14 protein-coding genes and 2 pseudogenes are annotated in these 16490 nt (G+C 34.8%); 3 read left to right on the forward strand and 13 right to left on the reverse strand.

From position 1 onward, the window contains the following. Window positions 1–7: 7 nt before the first annotated feature. Window positions 8–1165: pseudogene (locus HMPREF2846_RS14770) on the reverse strand (M20 family metallopeptidase); the annotation flags it as partial. Window positions 1166–1456: 291 nt separating this feature from the next. Between HMPREF2846_RS14770 and HMPREF2846_RS09365 the strand changes: the two are divergent. Beyond that, entirely contained in the window at window positions 1457–1924 is a 468-nt protein-coding gene (locus tag HMPREF2846_RS09365) for an S-ribosylhomocysteine lyase (RefSeq protein ID WP_002481814.1), read from the forward strand. Window positions 1925–2037: 113 nt separating this feature from the next. On the opposite strand, the gene HMPREF2846_RS09370 is transcribed toward HMPREF2846_RS09365, so the two are convergent. Next, a complete protein-coding gene (locus tag HMPREF2846_RS09370) occupies window positions 2038–3294 on the reverse strand; it encodes an aminoacyltransferase (protein WP_060804036.1) in 1257 nt (418 codons plus the stop codon). A 75-nt stretch (window positions 3295–3369) separates the two neighbouring features. Next, entirely contained in the window at window positions 3370–4566 is a 1197-nt protein-coding gene (locus HMPREF2846_RS14870; RefSeq protein WP_070626505.1) for a peptidoglycan DD-metalloendopeptidase family protein, read from the reverse strand. 320 nt (window positions 4567–4886) lie between these two features. Here HMPREF2846_RS14870 and HMPREF2846_RS09380 point away from each other — a divergent pair. Beyond that, a pseudogene (locus tag HMPREF2846_RS09380) lies at window positions 4887–6586 on the forward strand (IS1182 family transposase). Here HMPREF2846_RS09380 and deoC read toward each other — a convergent pair. Next, window positions 6583–7245: a deoxyribose-phosphate aldolase gene (gene deoC / locus HMPREF2846_RS09390; RefSeq protein WP_060804032.1), complete on the reverse strand. Its 663-nt coding sequence runs from the start codon at window positions 7243–7245 to the stop codon at window positions 6583–6585. The pseudogene HMPREF2846_RS09380 and the gene deoC overlap by 4 nt on opposite strands. A gap of 248 nt (window positions 7246–7493) precedes the next feature. On the opposite strand from deoC, the gene deoD reads away from it, so the two are divergent. Then, window positions 7494–8201 (forward strand): purine-nucleoside phosphorylase, encoded by a 708-nt coding sequence (gene deoD, locus HMPREF2846_RS09395; RefSeq protein ID WP_002481817.1) that lies wholly within the window; start codon window positions 7494–7496, stop codon window positions 8199–8201. 66 nt (window positions 8202–8267) lie between these two features. Here the strand turns inward: deoD and HMPREF2846_RS09400 are convergent, their stop codons facing one another. From HMPREF2846_RS09400 to HMPREF2846_RS09440, 9 genes are all read right to left on the reverse strand, one after another. Further along, on the reverse strand, window positions 8268–8960 hold the full coding sequence (locus tag HMPREF2846_RS09400; protein WP_002481818.1) for a D-Ala-D-Ala carboxypeptidase VanY: 693 nt from the start codon (window positions 8958–8960) through the stop codon (window positions 8268–8270). 164 nt (window positions 8961–9124) lie between these two features. Next, on the reverse strand, window positions 9125–9571 hold the full coding sequence (locus HMPREF2846_RS09405) for a Dps family protein (protein WP_002481819.1): 447 nt from the start codon (window positions 9569–9571) through the stop codon (window positions 9125–9127). 268 nt (window positions 9572–9839) lie between these two features. Further along, window positions 9840–10238 (reverse strand): thiol-disulfide oxidoreductase DCC family protein, encoded by a 399-nt coding sequence (locus HMPREF2846_RS09410; RefSeq protein WP_023016315.1) that lies wholly within the window; start codon window positions 10236–10238, stop codon window positions 9840–9842. Window positions 10239–10361: 123 nt separating this feature from the next. Further along, window positions 10362–11738 carry an EVE domain-containing protein gene (locus HMPREF2846_RS09415; RefSeq protein WP_070626507.1) on the reverse strand — a complete coding sequence of 459 codons (1377 nt, stop codon included), beginning with the start codon at window positions 11736–11738 and terminating at the stop codon, window positions 10362–10364. A gap of 142 nt (window positions 11739–11880) precedes the next feature. Beyond that, window positions 11881–12111, reverse strand: coding sequence for a hypothetical protein (locus HMPREF2846_RS09420; protein ID WP_002481822.1), 231 nt, complete (start codon window positions 12109–12111; stop codon window positions 11881–11883). 20 nt (window positions 12112–12131) lie between these two features. Beyond that, on the reverse strand, window positions 12132–13070 hold the full coding sequence (gene manA / locus HMPREF2846_RS09425) for a mannose-6-phosphate isomerase, class I (RefSeq protein ID WP_057510761.1): 939 nt from the start codon (window positions 13068–13070) through the stop codon (window positions 12132–12134). 518 nt (window positions 13071–13588) lie between these two features. After that, window positions 13589–14281 carry a LutC/YkgG family protein gene (locus HMPREF2846_RS09430; RefSeq protein WP_023016319.1) on the reverse strand — a complete coding sequence of 231 codons (693 nt, stop codon included), beginning with the start codon at window positions 14279–14281 and terminating at the stop codon, window positions 13589–13591. Further along, the gene (locus HMPREF2846_RS09435) at window positions 14281–15717 is read right to left on the reverse strand and encodes a LutB/LldF family L-lactate oxidation iron-sulfur protein (RefSeq protein ID WP_023016320.1); all 1437 of its coding nucleotides are present in this window, start codon (window positions 15715–15717) and stop codon (window positions 14281–14283) included. The genes HMPREF2846_RS09430 and HMPREF2846_RS09435 overlap by 1 nt, the downstream gene beginning before the upstream one ends. Before the next feature lies 1 nt (window position 15718). After that, window positions 15719–16453 carry a (Fe-S)-binding protein gene (locus HMPREF2846_RS09440; RefSeq protein ID WP_023016321.1) on the reverse strand — a complete coding sequence of 245 codons (735 nt, stop codon included), beginning with the start codon at window positions 16451–16453 and terminating at the stop codon, window positions 15719–15721. Window positions 16454–16490 lie beyond the last annotated feature (37 nt).

Consider the following 16490-nt stretch of genomic DNA (forward strand, 5'->3'; position numbering starts at 1 on the left):
TTCTGACATGTTGTTCTTTAATTTCTCTCAACAATTCATTGTTTTGAATTAAATCTAAGCCCATACGTGCTAAAATATCCGCACCTTTAATTAAGGCACTATCACCATGGTCAGATGCAGCAGCTTCTTTAAATTTGTAAGTATGTCCTACTAAATTGCTTGGCCCGATTTTAATATGTGCATGTAACGTCGGTACGATATGACTGACGTTACCCGTATCAGTAGAACCGTAACCGAAGTCATCTTCACTGACTTCTTCTCCTTTTTGACGGGCATAATGTGCAAACAGTTCATCTAATTTAGGTGTTAAGATAAATTCGTTCACGCCATTTTGAATCGGTTTGAATGAATAGTCACAACCTGTCTGCAATGCGGCACCTTGAGCAATTTGACCTACTCGGTGTGTTAACACATCTAAATCTTTACGTGTTGTTGCACGTGTATAGAAACGTGCATGTGTAAAATCAGGAATAATGTTGGCTGCTTCTCCACCATTTAAAATCACACCATGTACACGTTCACCTTTTTTAATTTGTTGACGTAATTGTGCTACACCATTGAAATAGCTGATCATCGCATCTAAAGCGTTAATCGCTTCATCTGCATTTTCAGAGGCATGCGCACTTTTACCGTAGAATTTAATATCTAAGACATCTACTGCTAATGTATGGATTGTTTTGTATGTTTCATTACCAGGGTGCAGCATCAAAGCAACATCTAATTCATCAATGATACCTTCTTTAACATAACTCGCTTTCGCACTCCCGTTTTCTCCGCCTTCTTCAGCTGGACAACCTAACACAACCACTTGTCCGCCTACTTTATCGATAACTTGTTTTAAAGCGATACCAGCTAACACACTTGTTGTACCGATAATATTATGACCGCATGCATGACCTAATCCAGGAAGCGCGTCATATTCTGCTAGGAAACCAATCGTCGGCCCTGGCTTGCGACTATGATATTGAGCAATGAAGCCAGTCGGATGACCTGCGATATCTTGTTCAATTTCAAAGCCGTATTTCTTTAATTCTTGCATTAATAAACCAGAAGCAAAGACTTCTTGGTTTCCTAGTTCTGGTCTTTCATGGATTTTATGACTGATATCAATAAATTCTGACTGTTTCGCATCTATAAATTGTTCAATATGAGTTTCAAATGACATTTTAGTGACTCCCTTTATTTTTCAAAGATATATGTGTCTTTAAGGTCGTTTTAACACGATTTGGAACGCTTTTACCTTGCGTTCTCATCCCCTTTTATATCTTTATCAGTAAAATTGATTACTAAACATTTTAAAGGTTTTTCATGACTTTGTCATCCTTTTTCTTAATTTTCAACAAATTTATCCCGAGTAAACTGATAAACTTTTCATTGAAAGTGTATTCGGTAAAATTGTAAATGCTGCTTAGCCTTGTTACAATAAGACATGAAGAACTAAAGGAGGTTTAGTTTTATGCCTAAAATGAACGTTGAAAGTTTCAATTTAGATCATACTAAAGTTGTTGCACCATTTGTGCGCTTAGCAGGTACAAAAGAAGGTCAAAACGGAGATGTAATTAAGAAATACGATATTCGTTTCAAACAACCAAACAAAGAACACATGAAAATGCCTGGTTTACATTCATTAGAACACTTAATGGCTGAAAACATCCGTAACCACACAGACAAAGTCGTAGACTTAAGTCCAATGGGTTGCCAAACTGGTTTCTATGTATCATTCATCAACCATGATGACTACGAAGATGTATTAAACATCATTGAAGCAACATTGAAAGATGTTGTTGCGGCTAAAGAGGTCCCTGCTTGTAATGAGGTACAATGCGGTTGGGCAGCAAGCCACTCATTAGAAGGTGCACATGAAATTGCACAAGAAATGTTAGAAAAACGTGACCAATGGGATAAAATCTTCAGCGAAGACTAATCCTGGTCATTTGATGCGTTAATAGTATGTGAAGCCCCGCTTCAAATCAAAAATTGATTTGAGACGGGGCTTCTTTTTGTTTGCTATTAAAATTATGAATAGATTGCTTTCATCTATTCTCTGTTTTTTAGTTTGTCTAATAATAATGAGAGTTTGTAGAGCATTGGGCGAAGCGGTTTAATAAAATCTCCAATATACTCTTCTACGTGTGCATTAAATCCTTCTTTGAATTTTTGTACACCATAGTCTTCTGCATTATCAGAGAAATCTCCTGTAATACCGTAGAAATTATAACGGTCAATACCTTTCTTCTTCGCAAATTTAATCATTTCCCATTGTAAACGGTATGCGCCCATAAACGCATTATATTGAGGATTCGAACCACTAGAGAGATAGTAAACTTCGTGCTCATTATAAAGATAAAGCGCAGCTGCTAAGTTTAAGATGTTGCCATCTTTTTCTATCATCGCTTGTGTTTCTTTGATTTTACGTTCGTTACTATTAAATTGTTGCTGCAGTTGATTAGCTCTGCTTTTTGATTTCTTAGAGTTCGGACTTTCTTTCAACTTCTCATTCACTTCATCTAAATCACTTTGTAATTGTGCGTGTTTCTCTTTCAACTCTTTTAAGTACGTATGCAAATCGACATATGCTAATTTTAAGAAACCACGATGACCATAAACCTTTTGCATTTGTTTAAAATAATCCAAACCTCTAAATGTGAAACCGTGTTTCTCTTCTGCCATTTTAAACAATTCGAAGAATAAAGGTGTTTCATCAATAGAAAGTGTACGGACTTGTACACCCATTTCATAAGTCTTTTTAATATTACGTCTTGTTTGATAGTCCATTTCATTGAGTAACTGCGTTTCTGATTTTCCTTTTAAATCTAACACAGACAACCATCTGATTTGACTCATAGAAGAATAACCAGTGGAATAGCCTTGATGTTTGTAACCTAACTTTTCCAATGTTTGAATCAACTGATGATTATCAAATTGTTCAATGATTTCACCATCAGGTTCTCTGATATTTTCCAAAATATACGGATCGACAAGTACATATAACCCTTTGTGTTTTCTTAAATAAAGTGTCAAAGACGCAAAGAAATATTCCACAAGTTTAATATTCTTATAATCCATGACAGGTCCGCGATGTGTATAGAAGTATTTAAAGAAGCGCAAACTTCTCGCTTCTGTTAGTAAACACGCCGCAATAACTTCATTATTTTCATCTTTAACTCCTACTAGGTGCACATCATGTTGTGCCTTATTGCGATTATGATAATGTTTCGCTGACTGTGTATAATGTGAAAAATGTTGTTTTGTATAATTATCAAACTCTGTTTCAGATAAATTTGTGAAGTACATGTTGCATCTCCTTCGGTGTTTTATACACAATAATAGAACTGAAATGTAAATATTCCAGTTCTATTATCATATACCTTAATTAATAATTCCCCATAACGGGCCTAATGTATTAGAATTTTTATCCCATGTTCTAACTGGTAAATATATTCGTTTTCCTGAATATCCAGTATATACAACCCATACATGTCCATCTTGTTTCATGACTGTATCATACTTAATTGTTTGACCAGGATGTAACACACCTGATTGTGGGTTACTTCTAAATGGCCCATTCAATCGAGTTTTAATATCATAGTTTGCTGTAAATGATGCTGATTCTGCTTTGTAATAAGTACCTTTGCCATCAACTTTATAAGTACTGTTAGTTGATGGTGCTTGTACGCGATTAACCGGCGGAGTATAACCAGAAGTATTACTACCATATCCATATTGTTTTAAAAATGGTATTGGATTTTGTGCATAATTATTACCTAACCCACCAACCATTCTTTGGAAATGCAAGTGTGGACCTGTTGAGAATCCTGTACTACCTGATTTTCCTATAATTTGTCCAGTTGAGATATAATCTCCGACCCTAACATTTAATTGACTTAAGTGCATATACCATTGGTAATGGGAACCATCGGGCTCTTTTACACCAATTTGATTACCGCCACCATAAGGGCTCCAACCAGCTTCAATAATTTTACCACCTGTAATTGCTCTTACTGGAGTCCCAATAGGCATTGCAAAATCAGCCCCATAATGCATGCCATTATTTATGTTTAAATTATAATGTCCATATCCAGCAGTCAATTGATATTTCGTAAGCCATTGAGCTGATGCATAGGGTTCCATACTTCTTGTAGTATATCGAGGAGTACTTTCAACAAAGTTAAGATTACTTCTTGTATGAAAACTATTTTTATATTCTCGTTGAGAAACTGTATTTTTATCTAAATACGATTCAAAATATTTCTTTTCAGGATTAACAAATTGAATGTTGTTTTGCAATTGACTATCTATCATAGCACTTGATTCATTTAAATTGTTGTTTTTTGATATATTCTGATTGCTTTCAACTGAATCAACTTTTGCTTTTGAAACTTGATTTTCAGTTACAGTATCATTAGTTGTTTGTAATTTCGAATCAATTTTCACCTCGTTATTTATAAGCAATTCTCCATAATTAACTTGGTTTTCTTGATTAATTTCTTCTGCTGCATATGCGTCATTATTGTAATTGGAAAGAAAAACTCCACCTGCGGCAAGTGTTGACGTTAAAATAAGCACTTTAGTGTTTAATAACTTTTTTCATTGATGTCCATTCTATTGCTTCCTATTAATAATAACCACTTAAAGATTACCACTTATTTATGTTCTGCGCAATTATAAATAAGAACATTTCATAATAAAACATTCTTAAATTCAATGATTGCCACGTACAAAATAAAAAGGGGCTGGGACATAAATCCAGTCTCAAATAAAAGCCAAGGAGAATTTTTAATGATTTCCCTCGGCTTTTTATATAAAATACTCATATTATTTTAAAAAAATAAAGCCCTCACGTATAATTAGAGAATAACCACAAACCCAATCATTGGAGGAACTTTATGTATAAAAATTATAACATGTCTCAACTCTCACTGCCACTAACGACTGACTTTAATTTTCCTAAAAATGACACAGCATTAATTGTTAATGAAATTGTAGAAGGGATTTCTGAAGATAGATTTATTAGATATCAAAATCGTAGAGGTGCTTAATCTTATAATTCACGTATGATGCTTAAAATAATTCTATACGCATGTAGTAATTCGATATTTTCCGGTCGGAAAATTGAATTTGCTTTAAAGGACAGCATTAGGTTTATGTGGTTAGCTCAAGAACAGACACCTAGTTATAAAACTATTAATCGTTTCCGTTCTAATCCTAAAACCAATGAATTAATCAAAGAATGTTTTACAGAATTCAGAGAGTTTTTAGTGACTAACAATTATATAGATGAAGATGCTGTTTACATCGATGGCACAAAAATTGAAGCTGATGCAAATAAATATACTTTTGTTTGGAAGGCCAACACAGAACGGTATAGTAAAGCTAATATAAAGAAATCGAAAGAAGTATACGACGACTTAATGGTAAATGAACTTTTATCGAGTTTAAAAGAGGAATTATCTGAAGAACTACAAGTCCATGATTTACAGGCAATCGAAGATTGCTTAATTCAAAAAATTGATGCATTAACTGAAGAAATTGATGCTAGTAAGGATACTGGAAAAAGAAAAATAATTCGTTCAAAACGTACGCTTTTGAAAAAATATAAAAAGGTAGTAAGTGAGTGTAAAGAGAAAAATGTGAAATACGAAGAACAAAAACGAATTTTAGGTAGTAGAAATAGTTATTCCAAAATAGATCACGATGCAACTTTTATGAGAATGAAAGATAATCATATGAGAAATGGTCAATTAAAAGCTGCATATAATATTCAAGTGGGAGCCAATAATCAATTTGCATTAGCGTTTGGTGTCTATCAGAATCCAACAGATACAAGAACCTTAGAAAGGTTTTTATATAGAATTCAAGAAATAAATGGTGACTTACCAGAAAATATTGTATGTGATGCAGGATATGGCAGTGAAAGTAATTATGGAATGATAATAGATGTATTTAATAGAACGTCTTTGATGCCGTACGGCATGTTTTTAAAAGAACAGAAAAGAAAGCATAAACACAATACTTATAACTCATTAAATTTGGAATATGATGAGAAAGATGACAGATATATTTGTCCTCATGATAGGCTTTTATTCTTTTCTGGATATAGATTTCGAAACGATAAGTATGGATATCAATGCCAATTTAAAGAGTACAAATGTTATGACTGTGTGAGTTGTCCACTTAGAGATGAGTGTATGAATCCAAAAACCAAACTTGATACCTTAAAAAACAATCAGAGGAAATATGGTTTGGGAATACTATAAACATTTCAAAAGAGAAAAGCTTTCAGATCCAAAAACTTCATCAATTTATAAAAGAAGAAAAATTGATGTTGTAACTTTTTTGTAAGCTAAAGGCTAATTGGGGTTTCACTCGAATGTATGTAAGGGGTATTCGAAAAGTTGAAACAAAAGTTGGCATAGCATGTACGGCCGTGAATATTAGGAAATTAGCAGCTCTACGAGCTGAAAATTTCTTGAACAAAATAAAAAAGAACGATTTTCATTTTATATGTGAAAGTCGTTCTTTTTATCAGATTCCAGAACAATTATGTCCCGGCCCCTTTCATAGATTTAACCACTTATTCATTTAATAATCAGAATCTGATTCTAATCCTTGAATAATTTGTACACCAGCACTTGCGCCTACACGAGTTGCGCCTGCATCTAGCATAGCTTTGAAGTCTTCTAAGTTACGAACGCCGCCTGAAGCTTTGACTTCTAATGTGTCGCCAACGACTTCTTTCATTAATTTTACATCTTCAACTGTCGCGCCGCCGCCAGCAAAGCCAGTAGAAGTTTTCACAAAGTGTGCACCTGCTGCTTTACTTAATTCAGATGCTTTACGTTTTTCTTCATCTGTCAGTAACACTGTTTCGATAATCACTTTAACGGTACGACCATCAGCAGCTTTAACAACCGCTTCAATATCTTGTTGTACCTCATCATAGCGTTTGTCTTTTAATGCACCGATATTAATAACCATATCTAATTCATCTGCACCATTTTTCACTGCATCTTCTACTTCAAATGCTTTTGTCGCTGTTGTATTTGCGCCTAATGGGAATCCGACGACTGTACATACTAGTACGTCAGAATCTGCTAATGCTTCTGCCGCATGTTTCACGTAAGTCGGGTTGATACATACAGATTTAAATTGATATTCCTTTGCTTCTTCAATCAACTTATCAATTTGTTCTAAAGTAGTATCTGGTTTTAATAAAGTATGATCAATATACTTCGCATAATTCATTTGTATACATCCTCCAATTTGGTTGTTTACTTTCACATATAATATAACGTATTCAATTATCATTTTACCAAATATTTTAACTCGCTAAAATATAAGAGATGTTCAACTTGTTTCAATTTCACCTTTTTAATGAAATCATACCTGAATTGTCATTAAATAAGCCCAACTGTGTATAGTAATTCTCGCAAATTATAGGCTTGCGTGTTATCTTTAACTTAACTTATTTTTTATTAAAGGAGCAGATAAATATGACTCAAGGTACACCGCATATTCAACCAAATGGTGCTAAAATCGCGAAAACAGTTTTAATGCCAGGTGACCCGCTGCGCGCAAAATATATCGCAGATAATTATTTAGAAGATGTCGTACAATTTAACGAAGTTCGTAATATGTTCGGTTATACAGGCACATATAAAGGTAAAGAAGTTTCAGTAATGGGTTCAGGTATGGGGATTCCAAGTATTGGTATCTATTCATATGAGCTTTATAACACGTTTGATGTAGATACAATTATTCGTATCGGTTCATGTGGTGCATTACAAGAAGACGTAAATCTTTACGATATTATTATTGCACAAGGTGCTTCTACAAACTCTAACTATGTAGATCAATACAACATTCCTGGTCATTTCGCACCATTAGCTGACTTTGATTTAATGGTCGAAGCTAAAAATGTTGCAGACAAAGTCGGCGCAACGACTCATGTTGGTAATATCCTTTCTTCTGATACGTTCTATAACGCTGACTCAACATTCAACCAACAATGGCAACGTATGGGTATTTTAGGTATTGAAATGGAATCTGCAGGTTTATACTTAAACGCAACTTATGCAGGTAAAAAAGCATTAGGTATCTTCACAGTAAGTGACCACATCTTACGTGATGAAGCTACAACACCTGAAGAACGTCAAAACTCATTTACACAAATGATGGAAATTGCGTTAGAAATCGCATAATCTATTCAATATATTTTAAGGCGAAGCTCAACTCAGCTTCGCCTTTTTTTATAATTTCATTTAATATTATTTCTTATCATAACCATAATCTAGATATTCTTCTAATGTCTGATGTTGATTATGGATGTCTTTCGCATGTTTAAGGCCGACATATCTGAAATGCCAAGGTTCATATTGATAACCTGTAATATGTTCTTTACCTTTCGGATATCGAAGAATAAAACCATATTCATGCGCATGTTCAGCAAGCCATTTACCTTCAGGTGTTTCACCATATGCTTCTAAGAAATCTTTATTTCCTGGTGGTGTGCCCACATCGAAAGCTAAGCCTGTTTGATGTTCAGAAAAGCCAGGTCTAGCACTATATTTATCAGCGGCTTTCTGACCATCACGAGCCACATAACTATTATAAAGTCCGACTTGTTCTTGATAAGATCTGAATCCGCTGCGATAGACAATATTTAATCCTTCTTTTTTCGCATCTTGCATCATTTCATTTAAATGTTGTCTCGCTGTTTGATTTTCTCCACGATTATAGTGTTTTGAAATCGATACCTTTTTATTCACTAACATTAAACCATCAACAGTTGTCACACCATTTTTCTTGTTCACTTGATGTTGTTGTTTAGGTTGTGGTGCTTTTTTAGTGTCTTGTTGTGCTGATTGCTTGTTCTCCTTGTTGTCGTTTTGTTCTGATGTACTGCCGCAAGCTGTTAATAATAAACTAGCAGCCAAAGTACCCGCAATTAATTTATTCATCCCGTTATCACCTCATCAACTTTCACATCTATATTATAGAACGCATAATATATTTTTCAACATCCTTTTATGAAACTTTAAAATACTTTCACAAAAGAAAAACCAAGCCATGGTTCTTCTTGACCACGGCTTGGTTTTATCATTATAAGTTATTTGATTGGTGCTTATTTGCCTAGGAATGATTGGAACATCCAGTTGTGTTTATCAACTGATGTTTGTAATGCGATTAACATATCTTGAGATACATCATCTTCTGCATCTCCTGCAACTTCTACTGCTTTAGCAAGTTGTTCAGAAATGTTAGTGAAGTCTTTAGAAATTGATTGAACCATATCTTCAGCAGTTTTTTCTGATTCTGCTTCATCTACAATTGCTACATCTAAGCTATTTTTCAATGTCGCAACTGGGCTGCCGCCGATTGCTAAGATACGTTCTGCTAATTCATCAATGTGTTCACTTGCTTCGTTATATAATTCTTCAAATTTAACGTGTAATGAGAAGAAATGAGGACCTTTCACAAACCAATGGAAGTTGTGAATTTTTGTATATAATACTGTCCAGTTTGCTACTTGTTCGTTTAATACATTTACTACATCTTGTTTATTTGCCATAAAAATAATCGCTCCTTTAAGTTGTCGTTTTCTCTCTTTGTAATGATTATTATATTATAATCATTCTAATCTGTAAAGCTATATCTCCTCTAATTTAAAATTATTATAAACTAGAGTTCTAAGATGTTGTATCTGCTTTCTCTATTACTTTACCCTGCTTGGAAGCTTTTAACACATTAATAACACTTATTACTAAGCCATTTAAAAGGATGTGACATTTAATGCTTGTCCATTATAAACAAGTAGTTCATTTTATTTTCATTCTCAATTAAATATTCTTAGGCAATTCAATAAAGAATGAGCGTTCATAATCAGTAGGTTCTTGCCATTCTGCATGCCACATCTTATCTCGATTATTCGCAAATAAATCATAACCGAAGTTACGCAATGGTTTCGGTACAAGTGTTAATAGGACACCTATCCATTTTTCTTCTGTTAATGACATCAACAGTTTTGCGATAGCTGTAGATTTGAAATAAAGATGTTCCCCTTCTTGCAGTACGACAGTATTCATTTTTAATATACCTGGATGTCTGCGTTCTAATTCTTGGCCTGCAGTACCTTTTAATGTCGCAAACTCATAACTTTTAGATAAACCGTGTCTAATTAACCATATTGCATAGTTATAGCAATACACACAGTTTGCATCATAATAAATAATCGGCATTCTATTACTCCTTTCTCGTTCAGTCTTTCATCTATTATTTAATATACCCGTTTAGAATTACCATTAATTTTTCATTAAAAAAAGTCTTAGATGGGACGTAACCCTCTAAGACTCATATCTATATTAGTCGTGATTTACTTTGACAATTCGTGCATATTTTAAGAATTGTTCTGAGTATTTTTGTTTAATCGTTTCTAAATCATCATATGTGACACCGATGATATGCCAGTTTGGATTAAAGTGATAGAAAGAATCTTTATCACGTGACCATCTGATCATAGAACCATCTCGATTATAACGTGGCAATGTCACTTCATAGCCTTCTAACACATTGATATACGTTTGGAAAATATCTGGATCAATACGATTGAAGTTATCAATGACTAAATAACTGCGATCTGTTCTCGGCATCAATTCTGTAATGAAACCTTCTCTGTAATAAAGCGCTCCTGCTTCATTTGGTAAATACTTTCCGTATAACATATCTTCAGAGAAGTCAGGATGTCCTGTGGTAATAACAGGTTTTGCATTGGTTTTTTGTAGTAGATTCTCTGCAGCTTTTAAGCCTTCTGCACGATCTTTATCTTGAATCACTAATAAAATAAATGGTTTAATTTCATCTTCTGTTTGTGCTACAGCATCATCTTTTTTGATGGCTTCAAATTGTGGTTTCACACTATCATTACGACTCATTTCAAGAATCGCATCGAATTGTGCTTGAGACATACTTGCGATGGCCTGTTTGGCATTTTCTTGTAAGTAGTACAAGTTCTTTAATCTTGGATGTTTATTTAACGTCGCTAAATTTACCGAATTGATATCTTCATCATAGCGGACTTCAATTGCGGTACTATTTGTACGTCCTTGAATTGGCGGCAACTCACGAATATGTTGTGTTACTTCACCTAAACCTACCACAGAATGATCCGCATTACGGTTATAAAAAACAAGTTTATCGCCAATTTCAAGTTGCGTGTAGTAATGATAGCCGTTACGTTTAATCCCGTTGAACGTATGTGTAAATAATGTATACGTTTCACCCGGTTCAAAGTCTTTGGTTTCAGCTAAGAAGAAGTATCTCGGCACTTGTGTAGTCCCTTTACCAAGTTGTTCAATTAATTCAAATTCTTCTTTAGCGATTTGATTGAACAATGTTTCTTTCATGTTATTGATACGAAATTCTAACTGTTCACTGCGTTTTAAGTAATCTGCAGTTAATGGTTTCAAAGCTTCAGTTAAACGAAATTGTACGCGGATTTTGTGTTGTGCACCTGTTTGGACACTGATGATTTCACCGCTTCCAAGCAAACCAGCATCTGTTTGAACTTGATAAAAGATGACTTTATCACCTGGTTTTGCTTTTTTAAATGCTCGAAAGCCTTGCGTAGGATTGAATTGTGCCCCTGATTCAAACAATGTCGTCTGACCTACTAAAGGTTCATTATGATTCCAACGATTATAACCGCAGTTCAGCCAGAAATAGTTTGTTTCTTCACTCATTTTGATACTGCTCCTTCTTAATAAATATATATTGATTTAAGTGCAATATACGCATTTCGCGGCTGTTAGCTTCAACCCTATATTGCAAATCTCATTCTAGCTATTTATATCAAATGCCTCTCTTTGATACAAGTCAAACTCATTATCTCGGCATTAGTAAAATTGCCATCAACGGCATGAAATTAATTAAAAATCCGCCTAACTTCAACATGTTGCTCGTTTGTTTATCTGGAATAGTAAGTAATACACATAGAATTCCTAAAATTGAAAACGCAGCTGGAATCATCAAGTTTGGATACTTAGGGAAATTCATAAAGACCCCTGCACCTGATAAAATACCGCAAATTAAAGTGATATATAAAAACTTGCGCATGCTGTTACACCTCTGTTTCTTTAAACATACGTAATCATAACTGTTAAGTCACCTTCAAAGATGTTATCTAAATCCTCAGATGTCAGTATAAAACTGCTGCCTGACGCAATTTCATAAACATCACCATCTGTAATCAATTGGCCTTCGCCATGTAACACTGTGACTAAACAAAACTCTCTTGGCTTCATATAATTTAATGTTCCTGTGATTTCCCATTTAACGACTGTAAAGGCATCATGTGTAATATATGTTGTTCGTTTATGATTTTCAATAATTTCTGATTCTGGTATCACATTCGGACTATCTTCACGTACTTCAACGACATCTTTGGCTTTATCGATATGCATATCACGCGGTTGCCCTTGTGCATCTACACGTTCATAATCATAAATACGATATGTGACATCAGAAGCTTGTGTTACTTCATACACGACTAATCCTTTACCAATCGCATGGACAATACCATTAGGTACGAAGAAAAAGTCACCTGCTTGAACTGGGATATGTTTAAATAAATCCTGGTGTTCACCTTGATCTAAAGCTTCTACAAAGTCATCTTTAGACTCTGTATTCAAACCATAGATAATTTCAGCATCTTCATCCGCTTCAATAATGTACCAGCATTCCTTTTTACCGAAATCTCCGTCTTCATGCTCATAGGCATAAGCAGTATCTGGATGTACTTGTACCGACAACGCTTCTTGTGCATCTATCATTTTAACCATTAATGGAAATTGAGCACTTGGAAAATCTCCAAATAATTCTTTATGTGTTTGCCAAACATAGCTAAGTGTTTGACCTTTAAATGGACCATTTGAAATGACACTGTCACCATGTGGGTGCGCAGAAATCGTCCATATTTCTCCAATATCTGATTCAGGTAATGAATAACCATATTTTGATAAATGGTGACTCCCCCAAATTCTTTCTTTAAAAATCGGGTCTAAAAACAATGGCATTGAAACTGTCCACCTCCGCTACTTTTTCAAACCGTACCTTATTATGTATCGATATCTTTATCTCTGATTTCTTGATGGATTCATTCATGTTAGCGTTATCTAGCATATTATAACAATATTTTGTTCAGGGTGGTAGTATCCATAATTTTTTTACAAAACTTAATCATCAAAATTTCAATCAATGTATGTTTTTTTCACATTCTTTTTTATACTTTTGATATTTTTTATCATTTTCTCTATTAAATCTACATTTTCTGTTAATTATTGCTTGTGCTAGCTGTCTGTTACCCTTTATAATAGAAGTATGTTAATAATACCTTAACATATGCTACATAAGGTAATAAAAATGATTAATATCGAACGGGTTGCTGATGCAGCTCACACTGATAAAAAATTTGCATAAGGACCTAAGCCCTGGAAAAGCTTAGGTCTTTTTAAATACAGAGAAATCCCCGAGTCATACTGTTAATTGTATGGTTCGGGGATTTATGCATTTTTATATAATTAATTTATGGTTTCTAGATATCTTCTACAACAATATAAGCCGCTTTCACTGGACCATGTACACCCACAACTAAATTCATTTCGATATCAGCTGAGTTAGATGGACCAGTAATGAAGTTTACACATGATGGGAAACGTGCATCTTCTTGGTTTTTATCGAATAAGCCGTCTGCTGCTTGAGTAAATCTTGGAACAATATTCGATTTAGGAATAATCGCAATATAAGTTTCAGGCATTAAACTTACTGCACGACCGCGTCCTTTGCCTGAGAATAGCACGATTGTGCCGCTTTCACTTAAACAATAATCACTGAAAGTAATACCCACTTGTGCAGTTTGTGCTGCTGCTTTACTTTCTTCAGGACGTGCTTCATCCCATACTGTTGTTTCAAATGCGCTTAAATCAATGTGGTATTGATCAAAGCGTGGATCATCAAAACGTACAACTGGGTTGCCGCCAAACTGTTCAATTGTTTCTTTCAATGTTTCATTCAATTGTGCTGTAGTTGTTTTCACAAATGCAGTATGAATGTTTTTACATTCTTGTTCTAAGTGGTCGACTAATTCATCTTGTGATAAGTCAGATAAAGTTTTGTATTGTGGTTGAACTGACCATTCAGGTTTGATGACTTTCTCTGGTGTTTTACGTTCTAAGGCGTTTTGAATATTTGCTAGGAATTTGTCTTTATTAGAAACTGAACCAGTCATTAGTGATTACCCTCTTTCTGTTTCAAATGTTCTTTCATCCAGTGATTGAAACGTTCTTTTTCAGGTGTTGGGAAATCTCTGGATTGTGTCCAAGCGTGTAATGGTTTTGGACCTTTTTCAACCCAACCGTCTTTATTCGCAAACGGTTTGAGGGCTGGTCCTGCCATTTTGATACTATATTGGAAAAGATGCGGTTTAGTTGTACCGATACCGAAACCTTTCATAACCAGACGTTCACCTAATGCTGATTTTTTAAGTTCTTCTGCTTCGACTTGACGGTGTTTTAAGAGTAAGTCGTGAAGCGGAATTTTAACTGGACATGCTTCAGAACATGCGGCACATAGTGATGATGCATATGGTAATTGACCATATTCTTCATAACCGCCGAGTAATGGTGATAAAACTGCACCGACTGGTCCTGGATAAATAGAACCATAACTGTGGCCGCCTGAATGACGGTACACTGGACATACGTTCATACATGCACCACAACGGATACATTGTAAGATTTCTTGGAATTGTGTACCTAAAATTGTTGAACGTCCATTATCTACGATAACTAAATGGAATTCTTCTGGTCCGTCGATTTCACCTTCACCACGAGGACCTGTTAATGTAGTGACGTAACTTGGTAATTTTTGACCTACTGCACTACGAGATAACATACCGACTAAAACTTCCATTTCTTTAAATGATGGTACGATACGTTCCATACCCATAACTGTGATTTGTGTTTTAGGTACAGTTGTAGACATACGTGCATTACCTTCATTGGTAACTAAGCAGAAGCTGCCACTATCAGCAACCGCAAAGTTACATCCTGTAATACCGACTTCTGCAGCTAAAAATTTTTCACGCATAATTTTACGTACAAAGCGTGCCATTTCTGTCGGATCATCAGTACCTTCATAGCCTTCTTTCGCATGTAACACACGACGGATTTGACCGCGGTTTTTATGCAATGCAGGTGCAACGATATGTGATGGCGGATCTTCTTCATCAATTTGCAGTAAATATTCACCTAAGTCAGTTTCAACAACTTCAGCCCCTGTATCTTGTAGGACATGGTTCATATTGATTTCTTCAGTAACCATGGATTTTGACTTCACGATTTTTTTAGCATTTTTCTTTTTAACTACTTCAGCAATATAATTAGAAGCTTCTTCTTTTGTTTCTGCGAAGTATACATGACCGCCAAGTTTCGCAACATTTTCAGATAACTGATTCAAATAATAATCTAAGTTTTCTAATGTATGTTGACGAATTTCTGCAGAAAGTTGACGCCATTCTTCCCAGTTGCCAAGTTCTTCTTGTGCTTTTAATTTTTTAACTCTTAAGCCATCTTGTGCAGAACTTACTGCACCACGCATGAATTTATTTTGTTTCTCAACTTTGAAGGCTTCTTTGAATGTTTTTTCTCCGATACGCATACCCATCTTAATGCACCGCCCCTTCAAGTTGATGATTCAACACTTCCGCAATATGAAGTACTTTTACTTTACTATTGATACGTTTTAAACGTCCTTCGATATTCATTAAACAGCTGGCATCAGCACCGATTAAGTAATCAGCCCCTGTTTCATCAACGCAATGTGCTTTTTCATCAACCATTTCACTAGAGACATCAGCCATTTTTACAGCGAATGTACCACCGAAACCACAGCAGTTATAATACTGAGGTAATTCTACTAATTCTAATCCTTTCACATGACTTAATAGTTCTTTCGGTTCATTCACAACGCCTAATACACGTGTGATATGACAAGATGGATGAATTGTTGCTTTACCTTCTAATGATGCACCAACATCTGTTACACCTAATACATTAACGATAAATTGAGTAAGCTCATAAGATTTATCTGCCAATGCGATAGCTTCTTTATGCATTACAGGATCCTTTTCAAATAAACTTGGATAATGTTTAAACATAGTAATACAAGAACCAGATGGTGCGACAACATAATCTGAATCTTTAAATGCTTTAATCATTTGTTTAGCTGATTGTCTTGCATCATCAAAATAACCTGAGTTGTAAGCTGGTTGTCCGCAGCATACTTGTGCTGTCGGATAATCTACTTCACAGCCTAGTCTTTCAAGCAATTCCACTGTCGCAACACCAATGCGTGTATGGAAAGCTTCAACTAAACAAGTTGAGAATAAACTGACTTTCATATTTTACACCCTTTCCCCGCTCGCGCATGTTACGTGA

This window comes from Staphylococcus sp. HMSC056G08 (assembly GCF_001812305.1).
GTDB classification, from domain to species: domain Bacteria; phylum Bacillota; class Bacilli; order Staphylococcales; family Staphylococcaceae; genus Staphylococcus; species Staphylococcus simulans.